We start from the raw sequence: 19,392 nt of genomic DNA, 5'->3' as shown, positions 1-19,392 counted from the left end.
ATGGAGTCCGAGGCGGAGGAGCCCGCCGCCCCGGACGCGTCAGTAAGTCAGATTACTGACGGGGGAGGAACGCATTGGTTTTCCACAGGTCGTAACCGTCGCGGAATTCGTTCAGATCGGCCAGAACCTTGGCAAAGAAGGCATCGTTGGCGGCCTCTTCGGCAGCAACGTCTTCCCAGGTCGCTTGGAAAGTATCCAGCATCTCGGGCGACCACTGCTTGATGGTGACGCCGTTGTTTTCAACGTTGTCGATCAGGGCTGCGTGCTGAATGGCCTCACCTTCGGCAAAGCTGTCAGCCATCGATGCCTTACAGGCGTTTTCGATGATCGCCTTGTGCTGCTCGCTGGTTTCGTTCCAGACGTCCTTGTTGATCATCAACTCGAACACGGTCGCCTGCTGGTGCCAACCGGGGAAATAGTTGAACTTGACCAGTTTGTGAAAGCCAAGACGCGCGTCGATGGCAGGCATCGAGAATTCAGTCGCATCAATGGCGCCTTTTTCCAGCGCGGGGAAGATTTCACCACCCGGCAGCAGCGAGGTCGCCACGCCCAGTTTCTGCATGACTTTGCCGCCCAGTCCGAAGAAGCGCATCTTGAGGCCACTCAGATCTTCAGGGGAGTTGATCTCGGTCGCGAACCAGCCGGACGTTTCAGGGGCGATAACCGCGCAGGGGATGACGTGGACGTTGTATCCCGCCTGATCATACATCTCTTGGTACAGCGACATTCCGTTGCCGTAATACAGCCACGCCATGTATTCGCCCGCCTCAGGGCCAAACGGAACCGCCGAGAACAGCGGCGCAGCCGGGATTTTACCTGCCCAGTAACCAGCAGTGGTGTAGCCCGAGTTAATCTTGCCGGTCGACACGGCATCCAGAATTTCGAACGGCGGGACCAGTTTGCCCGGCTCATAGACCTTCATCTTCAGTGTGCCGCCAGACATCAGGTCAAGCTGCTCGGCAACACGAGGGATCGGGGAACCCAGCCCTGGAAGCTCGGTCGAGAACGCAATCGGGGTTTTCAGCAGCAGTTTGTCAGCAGCAACCACAGGGGCCGCCATCAGGCTGGCAGCCACGGCAAGGCTCGTCAGGGTCTTTTTCATGAAATCTCCTCCAGGGTCGGTCGGACTTGGCGTCCGATGAATTTGTGACGCGATATCTTTCCGCGCCACACTGGTAAATAAAGTTGACCAAACATTTCAGTCAACAACTTTATTTACCAATGGTTCGATTGTTAATTGCCTGAAGACGACCCAGACCGCCTAGACTTAAGAAAGCCGCCGCCGACGGAGTCTGGGCGCGTGTTCCGGCTTTTTTTGTTTACTGGTAACCAGTTGCAATCCAAACAATCCGAGAGATTTCTCCGCTAAATCAGGCATTGAAAAACATACACTCAAAGGTTACTTTTATTTACCAAAGGGGTTCTGAATCTTTTTCAGAAGGGTAAACCACGATGAACACGACAGCGATTTTCGAACCGATCGGGCACGAATCACTATCGGATGCAGTGGTGGCTCAGATTGAAGACCTGATCGCTTCGGGCATTCTCAAGCAGGGTCGCAAGCTGCCATCGGAACGCGATCTGGCGGAAACCCTTCGCGTCTCCCGCCCCAAACTGCGTGAGGCGCTGGCCGTTCTGGAAGAACGCGGCCTGGTGACGACACAGCATGGTGAAGGCACATTTGTTGCCGCACTGACGGGCAGCGCCATGCTCCCTGCCCTGTTGGCGCTGTATGAACGCCATGAGCCAGCGTTTTTTGATTATCTCGAGTACCGCCGCGAACAGGAAGGCTTTGCCGCCAAACTCGCTGCGCGACGGGCGACCAAAGCGGATAAGGAACGGATCACGGATATCCTAACCGAGGATGAACGCGCCTGGCACGAGAAGGATGCATTGGCCTCACGCGAAGCCGATTTTGCGCTGCACGCCGCAATTGTGGACGCCAGCCAAAACGCGACGCTCATCCACATGATGGCGTCTATCTACGAACTCACACGGCAAGGCGTGTTCTACAATCGTGATTTTCTGAAGACCATCGACGGCACGGGCAAGCTGTTGATGGAGCAGCATCGCGAACTGGGAATGGCGGTCATCGCAGGCGACGAAGCACGTGCGGAAAAGGCTGCGTATGACCACATCGACTTTGTAGAAGAGTCCTTCAAGCTTGGCATTGAAAGACGCCGCCGTGAGGCAATGGCTGAAAAGCGCCGCCTTCTGTCTGATTCAAAACTCTGATCGGGCAGCGCAAGTCGTTCTTACTTTCCAACGATCTCAATCATGTAATCACGACGGGCTGCGGTTGGTGGTGGCCGAAACGGCTCTGCCGCGCGTACCTGCGCAAGTGCCACCTGATCCAGTCGTTTCGACCCCGAACTGCGCTTGACGGTGACACTTACAAGCGCCCCATTGTCGCCAATCCGAAATCTCACCAACACTGCACCACGAATATTGACGTTCTTACGTCGGGCACGGGTGATCTTGCGCATTACGTGCCCTCTGTAATTGCTGACCTCAGCGTTACCTTGCCCAGCCGCTATGGAACTTGTCTTTTTGGCCGTCGCAGCGCCTTTGCTGGTTTTTCCCGATGCGTTGCCTTTTCTGGCGCTTTTTTCAGAATTTCCTGCCTGCGACGCAACCTGATCGACCTTTTGTTTGGTCGGATCCGTTGGTTTCATGGCCGGGGTTTTCGCAACGGCTTCGGTCTCTGACGGCACTGCTTCTTGCGCTTCGGCGGATGCTTGTCGATGGGTCACCGCGACAGCCGCTGTGCTGTCGGCGACAGTATGCTTGATCGCCCCTGGAACCGACGCCTGGGCCTGAGAGGTTGGGCTAACCGCCGTTTGTTGCTGTGTCGGTGCGACTGTCGGTTGATGCGCAGTAGCGGGTGCCGAGGCGGTGGCCCCCGTCACATAGTCCTTGAAGGCATCCCCCAGCGCAGCAACTTCGCCCGACCCGCCACCTTCGACAAGCACCGGTTCACCTGCGGAAAAGTCATGCAGGGCAAGAACATGGGTGGCTGCGGCCAGCGCCAAAGCCGCAACAGCTATGCCACGAGATCTGGGTATCATTGCAAACCCCTTTCTGTGACCACGTACACCCTTTTTGCACCCAGCGCACGCAAGGTATCACTGACCTCTTTCAGCCGAACAGCAGGCAAAGCCCGGTCCGGCACGACGCGAACATCATCCAGCGGCAGGTTGATCGACGCGCGTTCCACATACGCCTCAACTCCAGTCAGTTCGGCGCCCCGGTATTCCAGTGAACCATCGCTACGAATGACCAACGCATCAGGTGGCTCGCGACCGTCCAGATCACTGGTTTCCACCAGCTTCACCGATTTGCTCAGCGGCGGCGCAAGCGTGCCTGCAATCATGAAAAAGATGAGCATCAGAAAGACGACATTGATCAGTGCGATCGTTGGCTCTCGACCCTGTTTTGCCTTGCGTTTGAGTTGAATCATCCGATCACCTGCGCGCGCAAATGGTCGATGCCTTTCAGCACCGAAAGCAGATCAATCAGCTGTTGCGAAGTCGCGTTCTGTCCAAGACTGATCAACGCGGTCTGAGGCTTACCAGCTGCCATCACCGCGGCCACATCTTCGAACGCGGCAGGAGAGCCATCCACCAGAATGCGGTTGGCTTCGAGTTTGACAAAACGGATTGTCCGGTCTGTTTCTGTGCCTCCGGCGGCAGCGGTGGCAAATTCGATTTCGCCATATTTGGAGAACGTCGACGTCAGCATGAAGAACAGCAACAGCAGAAAGATGACGTCAATCAAGGACGTCATCGACAAGCGCTTGCGCCGTCTTCTGCGGACGTTAAGTGCCATGGGCGAAAACCTGTTGCGGAGATTGATCAGCCACCGGCGCGCCCTCAGCATAGCCCGGTGCAAACACAGTTCTCAAAGCGCGGTTGGCAAAGGTACGCTCTCGGTTCATGCGCGCCTCGAACCACGTCAGGACCATTGATGTCGGCATAGCGACCGCAAGGCCGGCGGCGGTCGTCAACAAGGCCACCCAAATACCACCAGCAAGAAGCGACGGATCAACAGAATTACCCGCGCCCTGCAGGGTTTGGAACGCCTCGATCATACCCAAGACGGTCCCGAAAAGCCCCAGAAGCGGCGCAAGTTGGGCGACCATATCCAAGACGCTGAACCCCTGCTCAAGTTGGGCAAACCGCGCTTCGGCCTCGGCGTCGGTACGTTCGGACAGGGTGCGATCCTCACCAGACAAGGCAATCGCGATCACCGGGGCAAGGTAGCTGCGACTTTTGCCCAGATGCGCCTTTGTCTCGGCAAGGTCCCTGCGATCCCAGGCTTGAATGGCCCGCGAAAGCTCAATATGACGACCGACACCTGCGACGCGAAACTGCCACAGCTTGTACAGAACCAACGAAAGTGTTGCGATTGAGGTCACGATCAGGATGGCAACAACCGGCCCGCCCAATTCCAGAATTTCCATTATTTTACTTATAACTGCGCCCATAACCTCACCCAATCACTTCCGTTTTAAGGCGGCTGGTGAGCGTGAGCCCGGACATGCAGGCATCGGCCATGTCAGATTGTGTCACACATTCCTGTGCACCGTTGATCAGTATTCGGCTGATCTGATCGCAAGCCATGTCGTTGAACTGAAACTGCCGCACACGGGGCTTGCCCGAAGGCAGCTTGGCGAAGTCCAACAGTGTCAGCAGGGCCACCTGACCTTCAGCATCGAAAAGAACGGTCTCGTAAACTGCGCCGTCGATATCGATGTCATGGGTGTTTTCAGCGACAAAACTCAGCAAACAGCTTTCGCCCTTTACCTCGGCGCTGCTGAGTTCGATTGATACGCCGTCGGGCTTTTGCGTTTCCTCTGCGCTGGCAATCCCTGCCCCCAAAATTGGGAGCAGTGTCAGCAGGACCACCCGGGCATTTCTTTTGATTGCTGTCTGCATGACTGGTCCTTTCGTGTGGATCAGAAGGTTTTGGCCAGGGTCAGCTTGAAGTTCCGGCCCGGTGAGTTGCGGGTCGAAAGGTTCGGCAGATAGTTCTTGTCAAAGATGTTCTCGACGCCTGCGCGAACTTCGAAACCCTGGAACGCGCCCTCTTGCGGCAGATAGGTCGCGCGCAGGGTGTTCACGCCGTAGCCAGCAACCGGATCTCCGCTTGAGTCGGTGCCTGACTTGGCGCCGAACAGCTCCCAGCTGACGTCCAGAGTTTCGCCAAAGCGTTTGCCGACTGTTACCCGCGCTGAGTCTGTCGGCTCGTTCCGCCATGGTGAGTCCACGCCAAGCGAGCTGGTTTCAGTCCCTTTGACGATGTTTGCATTGAAGTCGACATAGTACCCAGCCGCGCTGGCATACGACGCCTCGATTTCAACGCCTTTGGTTTCAACTTCCTGCAGCGGGCGCGAAGGCCGGCCAGATACGTAAGACGTGATGTCCCACAGATCTGTCTTGTAGAAATTTACCTTGGCGCGAACTACGTCGCCTGCAGCAAAAACATCGCCACGGTTGTACGAGAACCCCGCTTCCCATGTGCGCGATTTTTCAGGCTGCGTCATGTATGCTGGCGTGCCCAGATCGTCGATGATTGGCAGGTTTTCGGTGTAGGCACCGCTGCCAAATACGGCGAAACCGCTGGCGAACTCGTATCGTGCAGACAGGCCACCCATCAGTGCGTTGTTGTCATAGCTTTCATTGCGCGGTGTCGGCGCATCGCTGTCGCCTTTGATATCCTGTGTTTCATACCTGATCGCCGGAGTAAGGGTCAGCCCGTCCCTGATCTGGATGTCGTCCACTGCAAACAAGGCGATCCTGCGATCCGTACCACCGGGGGCCGACGGCGCATCCAGACGCTCGCGATTGATGAACTCGATCCCAGCGCGCAGATCGTGCGCGGCGACGCCGGTCTGGAAGTAAGACGTATTTTTGATCGTCAGCTTTGTGGTTTCATAGTTGTGCGTCGCGTCGGCCAGTCCACGAATGCTTGGGAAGAATGGCGTTCCTTCCAGGCGTGACGACCCGGGCACGTAAGAGCTGTCGATTTCCTGTTCCGAGTAGCTAAGGTTTACGTCCAGATCGATCAGGTCATTGCCAGCCGGGCGGTACTGATACCGCAGAATGCCGATTTTCGTTTCGATATCGCGGTCTACGTTGCCAAATGAATCCGATGTCGTGCCGAACGAGTCATACGGAACATCGCGTTCTTCCGACGTCGACTGGTTGTAGGACGCCGTGATCGAGTGTTCGAGGTCGTCACCGAAGCTGTATTTGCCTTTTGCCAGAAGCGACGGCAGCGTGAACGCGCTGTTGCCAATCGTGTCCCCGTTCCCATCCTTCTGATCGTCCTGATCGCGATAGGTATAGTTGAACAGGAACTCGGTCTGACGGTTTGGCTGCCAGGCCAGGATCGACGAGGACGCAAATCCGCTCCCGTTAGAATACCCCTCCAGTGTTTGACGGAACCGGAAGCCGGGCTCACCACCAGTAAAGTCCGACGCGTCCTTGGTTTCCAGCTGAACGACGCCGCCAACAACGCCCGAGCCGTACTCGAACGAGCCTACTGTGCCGCGAATGACTGAGACGCTTTTGTATAGCTGCGGATCAGTGAACAACTGATTGCCGATCCGATACAGCTCTTCCGCGCCGGTTGTCGCCCCATCGACAAGGATCAGTACTTTCTGATCGGTCCCAAAGGTGCCGTTAGCACCGAACCCACGGATATTGATCCCCGACCCTTGCGGAGTCGAGCCGTTAACCAGCGTCACACCGGGCACCGTGTCAATCAGTTCTGCGACGGTGTTGGCCTGACGGTCGTTGATCTCTTCCTGATCGATATTGGTGACCGGCACGGCGGTATCCGTTGGGATTTCCCGTTTGCTTTCACCCAGTTCCAGCGTGCCCAGGAAGCCTTCATCCAGTTCCTGCGCCGAAGCACCAGCCGCTACCATGCTCAGGCACGACACCGTACCAAGCAACCCCATCTTTTGAATACGCGAACGCATTTCTGTCCCTTCGAAATTTTAAGAGGACCGGAAATGCTTGCTCCGCGCTGGCTTGGTCAGTCTTTTATGATTTTTGGAATCGCCTTTTTTGGCGACTTGTGCTCGTTAATAAAGTTGACTAAAACAGTCAACATAAATTCCTGGTCGTCCTTACGACCGCCGCCAGCAGTACACCGCGTTCAACGGTGGCCGTGCCAGCCCGACACCCATGACAATCGAAGATGGAAAAACCCATGACGGAACAGGTGCTTCTGGCCCCGGATCAAATTCGTGCAGCCTATGTTGAAAACACCGGAAAACGTGACCGCGACTTAGCGGAATCACTTGGAATAACCGAAGGTCAACTCGTTGCGGCGTTTGCGGGTATCGACGTAACGCGGCTTTCGGCAAGCCTTGATGATATCTTCCCGATGCTCAACGGGCTGGGTGAGGTCATGGCGCTGACGCGCAACCTCTCCTGCGTCATTGAAAAGGTCGGGCAATATGACAATTACCACTCTGGCGCGCATGCTTCGATGGTTCTGACCGATGATATCGACCTGCGCATGTTCCCCAGCCATTGGGTGCATGCTTTCGCGGTCGAGCGTGAGACAGAGAATGGGACGAAACGATCGCTGCAGGTCTTTGATGCAGCCGGAGATGCCGTGCACAAAATCTTTCTGCGCGATAGCTCTGACCTGAACCACTGGGACGAGCTTGTTAGCAAATTGAAGGCGGATGACCAGTCCCAGGCGCTGAGTGTCGAGCCGCGAAAGCCAACCGAGGTCGCCAAGGTGAACACCGACAAGGTCGAACTTCTGCGATCGGAATGGGGCAAGATGACGGATACACACCAGTTCCTGCGTCTGACCTCAAAGCTGAAGATGAACCGATTGGGCGCCTACCGCGTCGCTGGTGAACCGCTGGTTCGCGCGCTTGAACCGGCAACGGTTTCCCAGATGTTCGAACAGGTCCGGGACCAAGGGCTTGAGATCATGGTCTTCGTCGGCAACCGTGGGTGCATCGAAATTCACGGTGGGTCGGTTGAGACGCTTAACCAGATGGGTCCGTGGTTCAACGTGCTTGATCCGCGCTTCAACTTGCACCTGCGCTCAGACCATATTGCCGAGGTTTGGGCCGTGACCAAACCCACCCAACGCGGACCCGCCGTTTCAGTTGAGGCGTTCGATGCCGAAGGTGGTCTTATTCTGCAGATATTTGGTCGCCGTTCAGGCGAAAACGATCACCGCCCGGCCTGGGACCAACTGGTGGCAGGCCTGCAATCCAAAAAAGAAACTGAGGTGGCGTGATGAGCCCCCTTTGCAGGTTTTCATCGGTCGTCGCGCTAGCCGGCGCGCTGATCGGAACAGCGGCCTTCGCAGCAGATGAGCCAGAACCCAACCGCATCATCGCCATCGGCAGTTCCGTGACAGAGATCGTTTATGCCCTAGGTCAGCAGGACCGCCTTGTTGGGCGGGACCGGACCTCGACCTACCCGGTTGATGTGCTGGACCTGCCCGATGTCGGCTATATACGTGCGCTGTCCCCCGAAGGGGTCTTATCGGTGAAACCCAATCTGATCGTGGCACTGGAAGGGTCCGGCCCACCGGAAGCTGTCGAGGTTCTCAGAGAGGCCGGTGTGCCCTTTGTCTCGATAAGTGAAGACTATTCACGCGACGGCGTGGTCGACAAAATTCGGGCTGTTGGGGCCGCGCTGGGTGTCGAAGAGGCCGCCGAAGAACTTGCCACTCAGACCGGTGCCAAGATTGACGGGGCCCATTCGAATGCAGTTGATGCTTCGGTGGGCGGCACACTCCGGGTTCTGTTTATCCTGTCGGCTCGGGATAATCGCATCATGGTTGGCGGCGCGGACACACAGGCGGACAGTATCATCCGTCTGGCTGGCGGCGTGAACGCGGCTGGGAACGTATCGGGTTTTAAACCCATGACACCCGAAGCGATCGCCACAACCGCGCCGGACGTGATTCTGATGATGGATCGACAAGGTAACCACATCACCGCCAATGAAGACCTGTTTGCCATGCCAGCCATCAAGCTAACGCCCGCTGGACAGAAAAAACGTCTAATCCGCATGCAGGGGGCCTATCTGCTGGGCTTTGGCCCCCGAACGGCCGAGGCGATTGCTGATCTGTCGGCGGAATTGCAGAGAAAAAGCGGCTCATGACCCTTGCAATGGATCACGATGGCCTGAACGTGGCCGGGCGCGACCGGCGGGTGACGGCGCGCCGAGTCACTCTGGCCCTTATGGCGCTGTTGGTCTTCACCAGCATCTGCAGCATCTCGGTCGGCGCGTCGGACGCATCCGTTCGCGCAGCATTCACGGACCTGATTGCAGGGCGGGACATGTCGGACCTCGACCGGATCGTCCTGTGGGATATCCGACTGCCCCGGCTGGCGATGGGAGTTCTTGTCGGCGCCGCTTTGGCGGTTTCCGGCGTGGTGATGCAGGGCCTGTTTCGCAACCCTTTGGCTGACCCCGGAATTGTGGGCGTCAGCGCAGGTGCCGGTCTGGGCGCGATTTCCGCGATCATCCTCGGTGCGTACCTGCCCGCCTCCATTCTGGCCTGGGTCGGTAATAGCTTGGTCGCCGTGGCGGCATTTCTGGGCGGGTGGACGTCCGTCTTGCTGCTCTATCGCGTTTCAACACGAGGCGGGCAAACATCGGTTGCAACCATGCTGTTGGCAGGGATCGCGTTGGGTGCGCTGTCGGGCGCTGTGTCCGGGGTTCTGGTCTACATGGCCGATGACCAACAGCTGCGCGACCTGACGTTCTGGGGCATGGGCTCGCTGGCCGGCGCAACATGGACCAAAGCAGCCACGGCCGCTCCGATCATCTTGATTTCCGTGTTCACGGCCCAGTTCCTTGCCCGTGCGCTGAACGGCATGGCGATGGGCGAAGCCGTGGCGCACCACATGGGAATCCCGGTTCAGCGCAGCAAAAACATCGCCATTCTGGCCGTGGCCGGCGCGACCGGAGCCGCCGTCGCAGTCTCCGGAGGCATTAGCTTCATCGGTATCGTTGTGCCGCATCTGCTGCGGTTGGCGACCGGACCGGACCACCACCGCCTGTTGATGAACTCGGCCCTGTTAGGGGCTAGCTTACTGCTGTGTGCAGACATGATCAGTCGCCTGATCGTGGCACCGGCCGAACTGCCGATTGGCATCGTAACTGCAATCTTAGGCGCACCGGTCTTCCTGTGGATTCTGCTGCGGCGTCACGGAACAATGGGAATGTAAGTGATGAAGGGCGAAAACATACACGTCAAACTCGGCCGTAAGGAGATTCTCCACGGCGTGGACTTTGACGCAGAACCCGGAAAAGTTACAGCCATCATCGGCCCGAATGGCTCGGGAAAATCTACGTTACTCAAAGCCTTATCAGGCGAACTTGAATCTTATGGAGCGATTTCTCTGAACGGGCACAGCATGTCCGAGCTGAAGCCTTGGCAATTGGCTGCAATGCGCGGGGTTCTCCCGCAATCGTCAACCGTTGCATTTCCCTTCACCGTGCTCGAGATCGTCCGGCTGGGCCTAGCAAACGGGCTAGCAGCGGCGGATGACAGTCTGCCAGCGCAGGCCCTGGCCTATGTCGACCTCGCTGGGTTTGAGCACCGGTCTTATCAGAACCTTTCGGGGGGTGAGCAGCAACGGGTTCAGCTTGCCCGCGTTCTGACCCAAGTCTGGGACGCGACATACCACGATCAACCCAGATGGCTGTTGCTGGACGAACCCGTTGCAAGCCTGGACATTGCGCATCAGTTCACTGTGCTGGGCGTCGCAAGAAACTTCGCCACACAAGGCGGCGGCGTTGTTGTGGTTATGCACGACCTGAACCTGACGGCGCTGTTTGCCGACTATGTGTACGTCATATCGGAAGGATCTGTTTGGGGCTCAGGCACACCAACTGCGATCCTGAACGACCAGACTATGCAGCAGGTTTATGGTATCGACTTGCCGGTCAGCACCCTTCCTAAGGCTCAAGTTCCGTTCATTCTACCGCAGGCCATGACGGCTTAAGAACAATACTGTGGCGGGCATTTTCTTCAGACTTAGATGCGCGCCCCGTCGTTGCATTGAACCTAGACGCCATAGCGACTGAGGATCATGGCGACGCTGCTTTCTATGGTCGCGGTCATCTCGGCTTCATTCAGAACATTACCAGTGAAAACCATGGGCCAGAAAGCTCTGGACTTAATCAGGCCGATGAATTCCTGTCCCGCCTGTTCGGGGTTTTCGATCCGCAACTGCCCGTCTTCGGCTGCATCCCTCAGCATCTCGATAAAGATCGCTGTTTTGTCCAGTTTGCCTTGCGCAGCGGCAGCAAGATCAGGGTTGCGCAGGGTTTCGCTGATCACCATCCGCGCCATCGCCATCACTTCGGGCAGCATCAGAATGCGCCCCTCGGCCCAGGCCAGATCGGTCAGCTGTTTACGAATGTCGCGCCCTTTTTCATAGCGGATGTCCCGAACGGCCGCGAACCGGTTAGACAGTTCCAACACGATGGATCTAAACAGGTTTTCCTTGCTTTCAAAGTACTTGTACAGCGTGCGCTTGGACACTTCGGCCTGCGCAGAAATGCGATCCATGCTGGCAGCGGCGAACCCCTTTTCTTGGAATTCCGCTACGGCCGCTTCGATGATCTGGGCATGTTTGGACGCATTCGGCGCTGTGCATTCGTTCATATTTTAAAGCTATAGACCCATTGACAGATCAAGGTCAAACACTACGTAAACTCTCCAGTTTACACGCGCGGATTTCTGGCCTAGTGTAAACCCGCCAGTTTACCGACTCAGGTAACCAGCCCAACACGGAGAGCCCCCTCATGGCACTGACATTAAAACTGAACGGCGAAACCCACTCGGTCGACGCCGAACCCGGCACGCCCCTGCTATGGGTGATCCGGGACGAGCTTAAGCTGACCGGAACCAAATTCGGCTGCGGTGTCGCATCTTGCGGAGCGTGCACCGTGCACCTGAACGGCGAGCCTGTGCGCTCGTGCCAGACTTATATCGAAGATGTCGAAGATGCCGAGATCACTACAATCGAGGCGGTTGGAGACGAAAAAATCGGCGCGGCCATTCAACAAGCTTGGGTCGAGCTGGACGTGGTCCAGTGCGGCTATTGCCAGTCGGGTCAGGTGATGTCGGCGGTTGGACTATTGTCCGAAAACCCCAAACCCAGCGTCGAAGAGATTGACGATTACATGCATGGCAACGCCTGCCGTTGCGCCACCTATCAACGCATTCGCGCCGGCATCCAGCGCGCATCTGAAATTCTGGAGGCTTGATCCATGACCATCAACACCTCCCGCCGTGGATTTCTGAAAGGTGCCGCTGCTGCCGGTGCCGTACTGCTGGTTGGCGCTCACCCTGATGGGGCGCTGGCGGCTGCTTCGTCAGAGGCCGCTCAATTCAACCCATTCGTGAAGATCGATGCCGACGGCACTGTTACAGCCATCGTAAAACACTTTGAAAAGGGCCAAGGTCCGGCAACCGGGCTGCCGACGCTGATCGCAGAGGAAATCGGCCTGACCATGGACCAGATCGAATACGAATTCGCGCCATCCAACCCGCAGGTCTATAACAACCTGCTGTTCGGTCCCTTCCAGGGCACTGGCGGATCAACCGCAATGGCGAATTCGTGGATGCAATACCGTCAGGCAGGTGCGGCGGCGCGTGAGATGCTGATCAATGCCGCCGCGCAAAGCTGGGGCCTGGACGCATCCGGCATCACCATTGAGGAAGGTATCGTCAAGGCAGGCGACAAATCGGCCCCAATCGCTGAATTCATGGCCGCGGCCTCTCAACTGGAGGCCCCGGCCGAGCCGCGCCTGAAAGACCCGTCAGAGTTCCGTCTGATCGGAAACGAAACGGTGCGCCGCAAGGATTCGGCCATCAAGGGCAACGGTCAGGCAATGTACGCGATGGACGTCCATCTGCCGAACCAGATGGTCGCCATGATCAAGCGCCCTGAATCGAAAGGCGGTATTGCCAACGGATTTGACGACAGCGCGTCAAAAGAGGTCAAAGGATTTATCAGCGCGGCGGTTCTTCCAAATCAGGCAGGCGTCGCGGTTTATGCCGAAAACACCTGGGCCGCCATTCAGGCGCGCGACGCGCTTGAGGTAGACTGGGACATGTCCGGATCTGAGACCCGCGACTCGGACCAGATCAAGGCCGAAATCATGGCCGCTCTGGACGCCGAAGCGACGTATAACGTGAACAAAGCGGATGTCGCAGCGGTGTCGGCGGCCATTGATGGCGCGGACAAGGTTGTTGAAAAGACCTTCTATTTCCCGCTGCTGGCACATGCCCCGATGGAACCGTTGAACTGCACCATCGAGCAAACTGCCGAAGGTGACATTGTCCTGCACGATGGTGCACAGATGCCGACCGGCCCGCATATGGCCTATCAGCAGATCTTCCAACTGCCACCAGAAAAGATTCACATCAAGACAATGCTGGCCGGTGGATCCTTTGGACGACGGGCGACGCCAGATGCGGATTATCAGGTTGAGGCTGCGCTGGCCTTTGTGGTCACCGACCGCTCGCGCCCGGTCAAACTGGTGTGGACCCGCGAAGATGATATCCGCAGCGGTTACTACCGCCCCGCCTTCGGCCACAGGGTGCGCGTTGGCCTGGACGCCGATGGCAAAATCGTCGGCTGGCAGCATCAGGTCGCCGGTCAGTCGGTCATCAAGGGCACACCGTTTGAGGCCGTCGCGGTACATGACGGCGTCGATCACAGCTCTGTCGAGGGCATTGCAGACAGCCCGTATGACATCCCCGGAATGGCGTTGGGCCTAACCGACACCCCCAAGGCAACAACGGTTCTATGGTGGCGCTCGGTGGGGCACACGCACACCGGATATGTCATGGAGACGATGATGGATACCGTTGCCGAGGCCGCAGGTCGTGACCCGGTAGAGTTCCGTCTGTCCCATCTGTCGGACACCAACAACGCGGATCAGCAACGCAAAGCAGAAGTTCTGAAGCTGGCTGTTGAGAAGGCCGGTTGGGGCAATGCTTCTGCGGGTCGCGCACAAGGTATCGCGGTGCATAAGTCCTTTGGGTCCTATGCCGCACAGGTTGTTGAGCTGTCCGGTGATCCGGAAAACGGCATCAAGATCGAGAAGGTCACATGCGCCGTGGATTGCGGGATTGCTGTGAACCCCGACGTGGTGCGCGCGCAGATGGAAGGCGGTATCGGATATGGTATCGGCCACGTCATGCGTGATCAGATCACGCTGACCCAAGGCGCGGTGGATCAGTACAACTTCCCTGATTATGAACCGCTGCGCATCGGCGATATTGCCGAGATTGACGTTCATATCGTGCCTTCCGCCGAAGCCCCCACTGGTGTTGGAGAACCCGGCACACCGCCTTCGGCCCCCGCGCTGGCCAATGCGATCCGGGCGCTATCCGGCGTGAAAGTCACCACTCTGCCGATGGTGGAAAACGGCGTCAGCTTCGTCTGACGGCCAACCCCGCGCCTGTCCCACTGGACGTGCGCGGGGTTTTTCTCAGCCAAAGAAAATTTGATCAAATTTCGTGACAACAGGTCACTCCTCTATTACACCTCGGGTAGCCAAGTAATGGAGTCAGTGATGGATCTGAGCGCCCTGCACAGTTTTCGCGTTGCCGCATGTGACCTGAATGGTCAGATGCGAGGCAAGCGTGTGCCGCCCTCTTACGCCGACAAGCTGGACAAAGGCACGCTGCGCATGCCGTTTTCAGCGTTGAATGTCGACCTGTGGGGCGCGGATATCGACGGCAGCCCGCTGGTATTCGAATCCGGTGACGCAGATGGTGTCTTGCTTCCGACCGAGCGCGGTCCTGTGCCTGTGCCTTGGCTGGAAACGGAAACCGCTCTTGTCCCCATGTGCCTGTATGACGACGATGGCACCCCGTTTGCTGGCGACCCCAGGCATGCACTTGCCTCTGTTCTTGATCGCTATGCACAGCGCGGTTGGTCGGTCATTGCGGCGACAGAGCTGGAGTTCACCTTGCTCGACGCCTCGGGTGCGCACCCGCAGCCGCCGGTCAATCCTGTGACCCAGCGACGACTGGAGGATGAAGCAGTCCTGTCGATGGCCGAAATGGATGCCTTCGATGCGTTCTTCACCGACCTTTATGACGGGTGCGCTGCGATGGATATTCCCGCGCAAACCGCCATCTCGGAAAGCGGTATCGGCCAGTTCGAAATCAACCTGAATCACCAAAACGCCATGCGCTGTGCCGATGATACATGGCTTTTCAAGGCCTTGGCGCGTGGCCTTGCCCGCAAACACGGGTTCACCGCAACCTTCATGGCGAAACCCTACGCCGATGACGCTGGTAACGGGATGCATGTCCATTTCTCGGTCGTGGACCAACACGGCCGAAACGTTTTCGATAATGGCGGCCCCGAAGGCACCGATCTACTGCGTTGGGCCGTGGCGGGATGCCTGACCGCGATGCCCGGATGTACGCTTGTCTTTGCGCCGCACGGGAATTCATACACGCGCCTGGTCCCGGGCGCGCACGCCCCGACCGGTGCGTGCTGGGCCTATGAAAACCGCACTGCCGCTGTGCGCATTCCCGGTGGTGCATCAGCTGCGCGGCGGATCGAACACCGCGTCGCCGGTGGGGACATCAACCCCTATCTGATGTTGGCCGCTGTTCTGGGGGCCGCTATGAACGGCATCGAAGATCAGTCGGAACCGCCTGCCCCGATTTCGGGCAATGCCTATGAGATCGACGGGCTGCCGCAATTGGCTGCCGACTGGACCCAAGCCATTGCAGCATTCGAAACAGACCCCAATGTCGCGCGCATCTTTCCGGCCGACCTGATCCGCTATTTCGCCATGACCAAGCGACAGGAAATCAAGCGGTTCGCCGAGCGTCCATCCGAAAACCATTGGCTGAGTTATGTCGAAGCCGTATGAGCCCCCTTGCCCGCCCGCATCCGCTGGGCTAGAATAAATTTGATCAAATTTGGTGACCCATGAAAATCGGCATCCTACTGACCGGCCATCCACCTGATGAACTGCAGGACAAATTCAGCGAATATGACGCGATGTTTGCCGCGCTGTTGGACGGCAATGGTTTTACCTACGAAACCTTCGCCGTTGTAGACGGCCAATTCCCCAAGGACGCGTTTCAGGCTGATGGCTGGATCATCACCGGCTCGCGCCATGGCGCGTATGAAGATCATGCGTGGATACCACCGCTTGAGGATCTGATCCGCGCCATTCAACGCAGCGGTCGTCCGCTGATCGGTGTGTGCTTTGGCCACCAGATCATCGCGCAGGCGCTTGGCGGCAAAGTCGAAAAGTTCAACGGCGGCTGGGCCGTGGGGCGCACCGAATATGACTTGGAAGGCCAATCCGTCACCCTGAATGCCTGGCATCAGGATCAGGTGGTTGAGCTGCCCGAAGGCGCGCGTGTGATCGGCACCAACGACTTTTGCCGCAATGCGATGGTAAGTTATGGCGACAACATCTGGACCGTGCAGGCCCACCCGGAATACGGCGATGCCTTTATCCAGGGCCTGATGGAAACGCGCGGCAAGGGTGTTGTTCCCGACCCGTTGATGGAAGCTGCCGCTAACCGGCTGCCCGGCCCCGACGACAACTCGACCATCGGACGGCACATGGCAGAATTTCTGAAGAAAGAGAGGGCCTGATGGCCGACTGGACAGACCAGCTGCCAGAAGCAGCAAGAACCTATATTTCCGGCCACCGGCTGGATGAGGTCGAATGCATCATTTCGGACTTGCCGGGCATTGCGCGCGGCAAGGCCGTACCTGCCAGCAAGTTCGCGCGGCAGACTTATTTCCACCTGCCCGACAGCATCTTTTATCAAACCATCACCGGCGATTGGGGCGAAGCAGCCGGTGAGGACGGGTTCATCGAACGGGACATGATCCTGAAACCTGATTTCTCGACCGTATCTGCCGCGCCGTGGACGGGTGACTGGACATTGCAAGTTATTCACGACGCCTATGACCGGGACGACAACCCGATCCCTTTCAGCCCGCGAAATGTTCTGAAACGCGTCGTGCAGCTGTATCACGACAAGGGATGGAAACCGGTCGTAGCACCGGAAATGGAGTTCTTTCTGGTCGCCCCCAATGTCGACCCGGCACAGGGCATCAAACCGATGATGGGCCGTTCCGGTCGCCCGGCAGCCGCGCGGCAGGCCTATTCGATGACCGCGGTGGACGAGTTCGGACCTGTGATCGACGACATCTATGATTTTGCTGAACATCAAGGGTTCGAAATTGACGGCATCACGCAGGAAGGCGGCGCGGGTCAGCTAGAGATTAACCTGCGCCATGGCGACCCGGTCAAGCTGGCTGACGAAGTGTTCTACTTCAAACGTCTGATCCGCGAGGCCGCGCTGCGCCACAACTGCTTTGCTACCTTCATGGCGAAACCGATCGAGGATGAGCCGGGCTCGGCCATGCACATCCACCACTCGATTATCGACATGGAAACAGGCCAGAACATCTTTTCCGGTCCTCAGGGCGGTGAAACGGACGCGTTCTACAACTTCATCGCCGGGCTGCAGAACCACCTGCCAGCTGGCCTGGCCGTGATGGCCCCATACGTGAATTCCTACCGCCGTTATGTGAAAGACCACGCCGCGCCGATCAATCTGGAATGGGCGCGCGACAACCGTACCACCGGCATTCGCGTTCCCCTGTCCGGCCCCGAGGCGCGCCGCGTGGAAAACCGGATCGCCGGCATGGATTGCAACCCCTATCTGGGCATCGCGTTGTCTCTGGCCTGTGGTTATCTGGGCCTGACCCAGCAAGAGCGCCCGCGCCGCCAATTCTATGGTGACGCCTATGAGGGCGAAGGTGATATCCCGCAGGTTATGGGCAACGCATTGGACCTGTTTGATGAGGCCACTGCCTTGCACGAAGTTCTGGGCCCTGAGTTCGCCCGCGTCTATGGCATCGTCAAACGGGCCGAATACGAGGAATTCCTGCAGGTCATCTCTCCGTGGGAGCGCGAACATCTGCTGATGAATGTCTGAGGCACCCGATGAACCTGCTTTATTCCAATGACCGCAAGGCCGAGTATCCGGCCAGCTGGTACGCTGCGACGGCCAATCCGGTGGATCGCTTCCCCGCGCTGTCCGGCGATGTGAAGGCTGATGTTTGCATTGTCGGCGGCGGGTATACCGGCCTGTCCGCCGCATTGCATCTGGCCGAAGCAGGGTTCGATGTTGTTCTGCTTGAGGCGCACCGCGTTGGCTTTGGGGCCTCGGGCCGCAATGGCGGGCAATTGGGCAGCGCACAGCGGATGGATCAGGAAGACCTCGAGCGGCTGGTCGGCGATGATGACGCCGCCAAGCTGTGGGACCTAGCCGAAGACGCAAAAGATCTGGTCAAGTCCCTGATCGCGAAGCACCAGATCGACTGTGATCTGAAACCCGGCGTAGCCGTTCTGGGCCTCAGCAATGGTGAACAGCAAGAGCTTCACGATCACGCGGCACATCTGTCCGACCGCTATGGTTATGACCAGATGGAGGTTCTGGACGAAGGCGCAGGTCAGGCATTGTGTCCTTCGCCCTCTTATCGGGGCGGCTATCTGGATATGGGCGCGGCGCATCTGCATCCGCTGAATTTTGCGTTGGGGCTGGCTCAGGCAGCGGCAAAAGCAGGCGTACGCATCTATGAAAGCACCGAGGTTCTTGGCGTCGAAGAAACCACCCCAGCCGTTGTGAAATCCGCGCAGGGCAATGTGACGGCAGACCACGTCATTCTGGCCTGCAACGGATATCTCGGCGATCTGAACCGCAAGGTGGCCACCAAGGTCATGCCCATCAACAACTTCATCGCCGCGACCGAGCCTTTGGGCGCGGATGCCGCCCGCGTTCTGACAAAAGACGTGGCTGTCGCCGACACCAAGTTCGTGGTGAATTACTTCCGCCTTAGCGCCGATGGCCGCCTGCTGTTCGGCGGCGGCGAAAGCTACGGCTACCGTTTTCCCAGTGACATCACGGCAACAGTGCGCAAACCGATGACCGAGATTTTCCCGCACTTGAGGGATGTAAAGATCGACTACGCTTGGGGCGGCACTCTGGCCATCACAATGCGTCGGATGCCGTATCTGACGCGGATCGCGCCCAATATCCTGTCCGCCTCGGGTTATTCCGGGCACGGGGTCGGCACGGCCACGCATGCGGGTCAACTGATGGCGCTGGCCATCCAGGGGCAAGCCGAAGGGTTTGACACAATGGCCCGCGTCCCCGCCCTTCCCTTTCCAGGAGGCCCCGCCCTGCGCAGCCCGCTATTGGTGCTGGCGATGACATGGTTCGCGCTGCGGGACCGGTTGGGTTTCTAACCTTTAGGAATTTTGACAGATCGGTGAAATTTCGCCTTAGGGGCGAATGAAGGCTTGGATTGCATTT

19 protein-coding genes are annotated in these 19,392 nt (G+C 58.0%); 11 read left to right on the top strand and 8 right to left on the bottom strand.

The genetic code is table 11. The features are described 5' to 3' along the window. Positions 1-52: 52 nt before the first annotated feature. Complete coding sequence (locus AC2FI8_RS05330) at positions 53-1,102, bottom strand: TRAP transporter substrate-binding protein (protein ID WP_496723567.1); 1,050 nt, start codon at positions 1,100-1,102, stop codon at positions 53-55. Positions 1,103-1,452: 350 nt separating this feature from the next. On the opposite strand from AC2FI8_RS05330, the gene AC2FI8_RS05325 reads away from it, so the two are divergent. After that, positions 1,453-2,235 (top strand): FadR/GntR family transcriptional regulator, encoded by a 783-nt coding sequence (locus AC2FI8_RS05325; RefSeq protein ID WP_496723569.1) that lies wholly within the window; start codon positions 1,453-1,455, stop codon positions 2,233-2,235. 20 nt (positions 2,236-2,255) lie between these two features. Here AC2FI8_RS05325 and AC2FI8_RS05320 read toward each other — a convergent pair whose 3' ends face one another. From AC2FI8_RS05320 to AC2FI8_RS05295, 6 genes are read right to left on the bottom strand one after another with little or no spacing between them, the layout of a single operon-like run. Then, the gene (locus tag AC2FI8_RS05320; RefSeq protein WP_496777640.1) at positions 2,256-3,068 is read right to left on the bottom strand and encodes a cell envelope integrity TolA family protein; all 813 of its coding nucleotides are present in this window, start codon (positions 3,066-3,068) and stop codon (positions 2,256-2,258) included. Further along, the gene (locus AC2FI8_RS05315; protein ID WP_109313885.1) at positions 3,065-3,460 is read right to left on the bottom strand and encodes an ExbD/TolR family protein; all 396 of its coding nucleotides are present in this window, start codon (positions 3,458-3,460) and stop codon (positions 3,065-3,067) included. The genes AC2FI8_RS05320 and AC2FI8_RS05315 overlap by 4 nt, the downstream gene beginning before the upstream one ends. Further along, positions 3,457-3,828, bottom strand: coding sequence for a biopolymer transporter ExbD (locus AC2FI8_RS05310; protein WP_496777638.1), 372 nt, complete (start codon positions 3,826-3,828; stop codon positions 3,457-3,459). The genes AC2FI8_RS05315 and AC2FI8_RS05310 overlap by 4 nt, the downstream gene beginning before the upstream one ends. Next, positions 3,818-4,462 (bottom strand): MotA/TolQ/ExbB proton channel family protein, encoded by a 645-nt coding sequence (locus AC2FI8_RS05305; protein WP_496777636.1) that lies wholly within the window; start codon positions 4,460-4,462, stop codon positions 3,818-3,820. The genes AC2FI8_RS05310 and AC2FI8_RS05305 overlap by 11 nt, the downstream gene beginning before the upstream one ends. 28 nt (positions 4,463-4,490) lie before the next feature. Then, entirely contained in the window at positions 4,491-4,937 is a 447-nt protein-coding gene (locus AC2FI8_RS05300) for a hypothetical protein (protein WP_496777631.1), read from the bottom strand. 20 nt (positions 4,938-4,957) lie between these two features. After that, positions 4,958-6,988 carry a TonB-dependent receptor domain-containing protein gene (locus tag AC2FI8_RS05295; RefSeq protein ID WP_496777628.1) on the bottom strand — a complete coding sequence of 677 codons (2,031 nt, stop codon included), beginning with the start codon at positions 6,986-6,988 and terminating at the stop codon, positions 4,958-4,960. 233 nt (positions 6,989-7,221) lie between these two features. On the opposite strand from AC2FI8_RS05295, the gene AC2FI8_RS05290 reads away from it, so the two are divergent. The 4 genes from AC2FI8_RS05290 to AC2FI8_RS05275 are packed head-to-tail and all read left to right on the top strand — an operon-like array spanning position 7,222 to position 11,005. Beyond that, positions 7,222-8,277: a hemin-degrading factor gene (locus tag AC2FI8_RS05290; protein WP_496777626.1), complete on the top strand. Its 1,056-nt coding sequence runs from the start codon at positions 7,222-7,224 to the stop codon at positions 8,275-8,277. Continuing rightward, a complete protein-coding gene (locus AC2FI8_RS05285; RefSeq protein WP_496777624.1) occupies positions 8,277-9,152 on the top strand; it encodes a heme/hemin ABC transporter substrate-binding protein in 876 nt (291 codons plus the stop codon). Before AC2FI8_RS05290 ends, AC2FI8_RS05285 begins: the two co-directional genes overlap by 1 nt. Next, positions 9,149-10,225, top strand: coding sequence for a FecCD family ABC transporter permease (locus tag AC2FI8_RS05280; protein ID WP_496766907.1), 1,077 nt, complete (start codon positions 9,149-9,151; stop codon positions 10,223-10,225). Before AC2FI8_RS05285 ends, AC2FI8_RS05280 begins: the two co-directional genes overlap by 4 nt. 3 nt (positions 10,226-10,228) lie before the next feature. After that, positions 10,229-11,005: a heme ABC transporter ATP-binding protein gene (locus AC2FI8_RS05275; RefSeq protein ID WP_496766906.1), complete on the top strand. Its 777-nt coding sequence runs from the start codon at positions 10,229-10,231 to the stop codon at positions 11,003-11,005. A gap of 62 nt (positions 11,006-11,067) precedes the next feature. Here AC2FI8_RS05275 and AC2FI8_RS05270 read toward each other — a convergent pair whose 3' ends face one another. After that, a complete protein-coding gene (locus tag AC2FI8_RS05270; protein WP_496737727.1) occupies positions 11,068-11,670 on the bottom strand; it encodes a TetR/AcrR family transcriptional regulator in 603 nt (200 codons plus the stop codon). Between the two features lie 140 nt (positions 11,671-11,810). Between AC2FI8_RS05270 and AC2FI8_RS05265 the strand changes: the two genes are divergently transcribed. The 6 genes from AC2FI8_RS05265 (at position 11,811) to AC2FI8_RS05240 (ending at position 19,325) form a co-directional block, all read left to right on the top strand. After that, a complete protein-coding gene (locus tag AC2FI8_RS05265) occupies positions 11,811-12,275 on the top strand; it encodes a (2Fe-2S)-binding protein (RefSeq protein WP_496777622.1) in 465 nt (154 codons plus the stop codon). Positions 12,276-12,278: 3 nt separating this feature from the next. Continuing rightward, positions 12,279-14,465 carry a xanthine dehydrogenase family protein molybdopterin-binding subunit gene (locus tag AC2FI8_RS05260; protein WP_496777620.1) on the top strand — a complete coding sequence of 729 codons (2,187 nt, stop codon included), beginning with the start codon at positions 12,279-12,281 and terminating at the stop codon, positions 14,463-14,465. 129 nt (positions 14,466-14,594) lie between these two features. Continuing rightward, complete coding sequence (locus tag AC2FI8_RS05255; RefSeq protein WP_496777618.1) at positions 14,595-15,914, top strand: glutamine synthetase family protein; 1,320 nt, start codon at positions 14,595-14,597, stop codon at positions 15,912-15,914. A gap of 59 nt (positions 15,915-15,973) precedes the next feature. Then, a complete protein-coding gene (locus AC2FI8_RS05250; RefSeq protein ID WP_496777616.1) occupies positions 15,974-16,654 on the top strand; it encodes a type 1 glutamine amidotransferase in 681 nt (226 codons plus the stop codon). Next, positions 16,654-18,012 carry a glutamine synthetase family protein gene (locus tag AC2FI8_RS05245; protein WP_496777614.1) on the top strand — a complete coding sequence of 453 codons (1,359 nt, stop codon included), beginning with the start codon at positions 16,654-16,656 and terminating at the stop codon, positions 18,010-18,012. The genes AC2FI8_RS05250 and AC2FI8_RS05245 overlap by 1 nt, the downstream gene beginning before the upstream one ends. Positions 18,013-18,020: 8 nt before the next feature. Further along, complete coding sequence (locus tag AC2FI8_RS05240; protein WP_496777612.1) at positions 18,021-19,325, top strand: NAD(P)/FAD-dependent oxidoreductase; 1,305 nt, start codon at positions 18,021-18,023, stop codon at positions 19,323-19,325. Positions 19,326-19,392: the final 67 nt, after the last annotated feature.

The sequence above is a fragment of the Ruegeria sp. CDSB029 genome, assembly GCF_059611125.1.
Note: the sequence above shows the minus strand (reverse complement) of the source record. Positions and strands in the feature narration are given on the sequence as shown.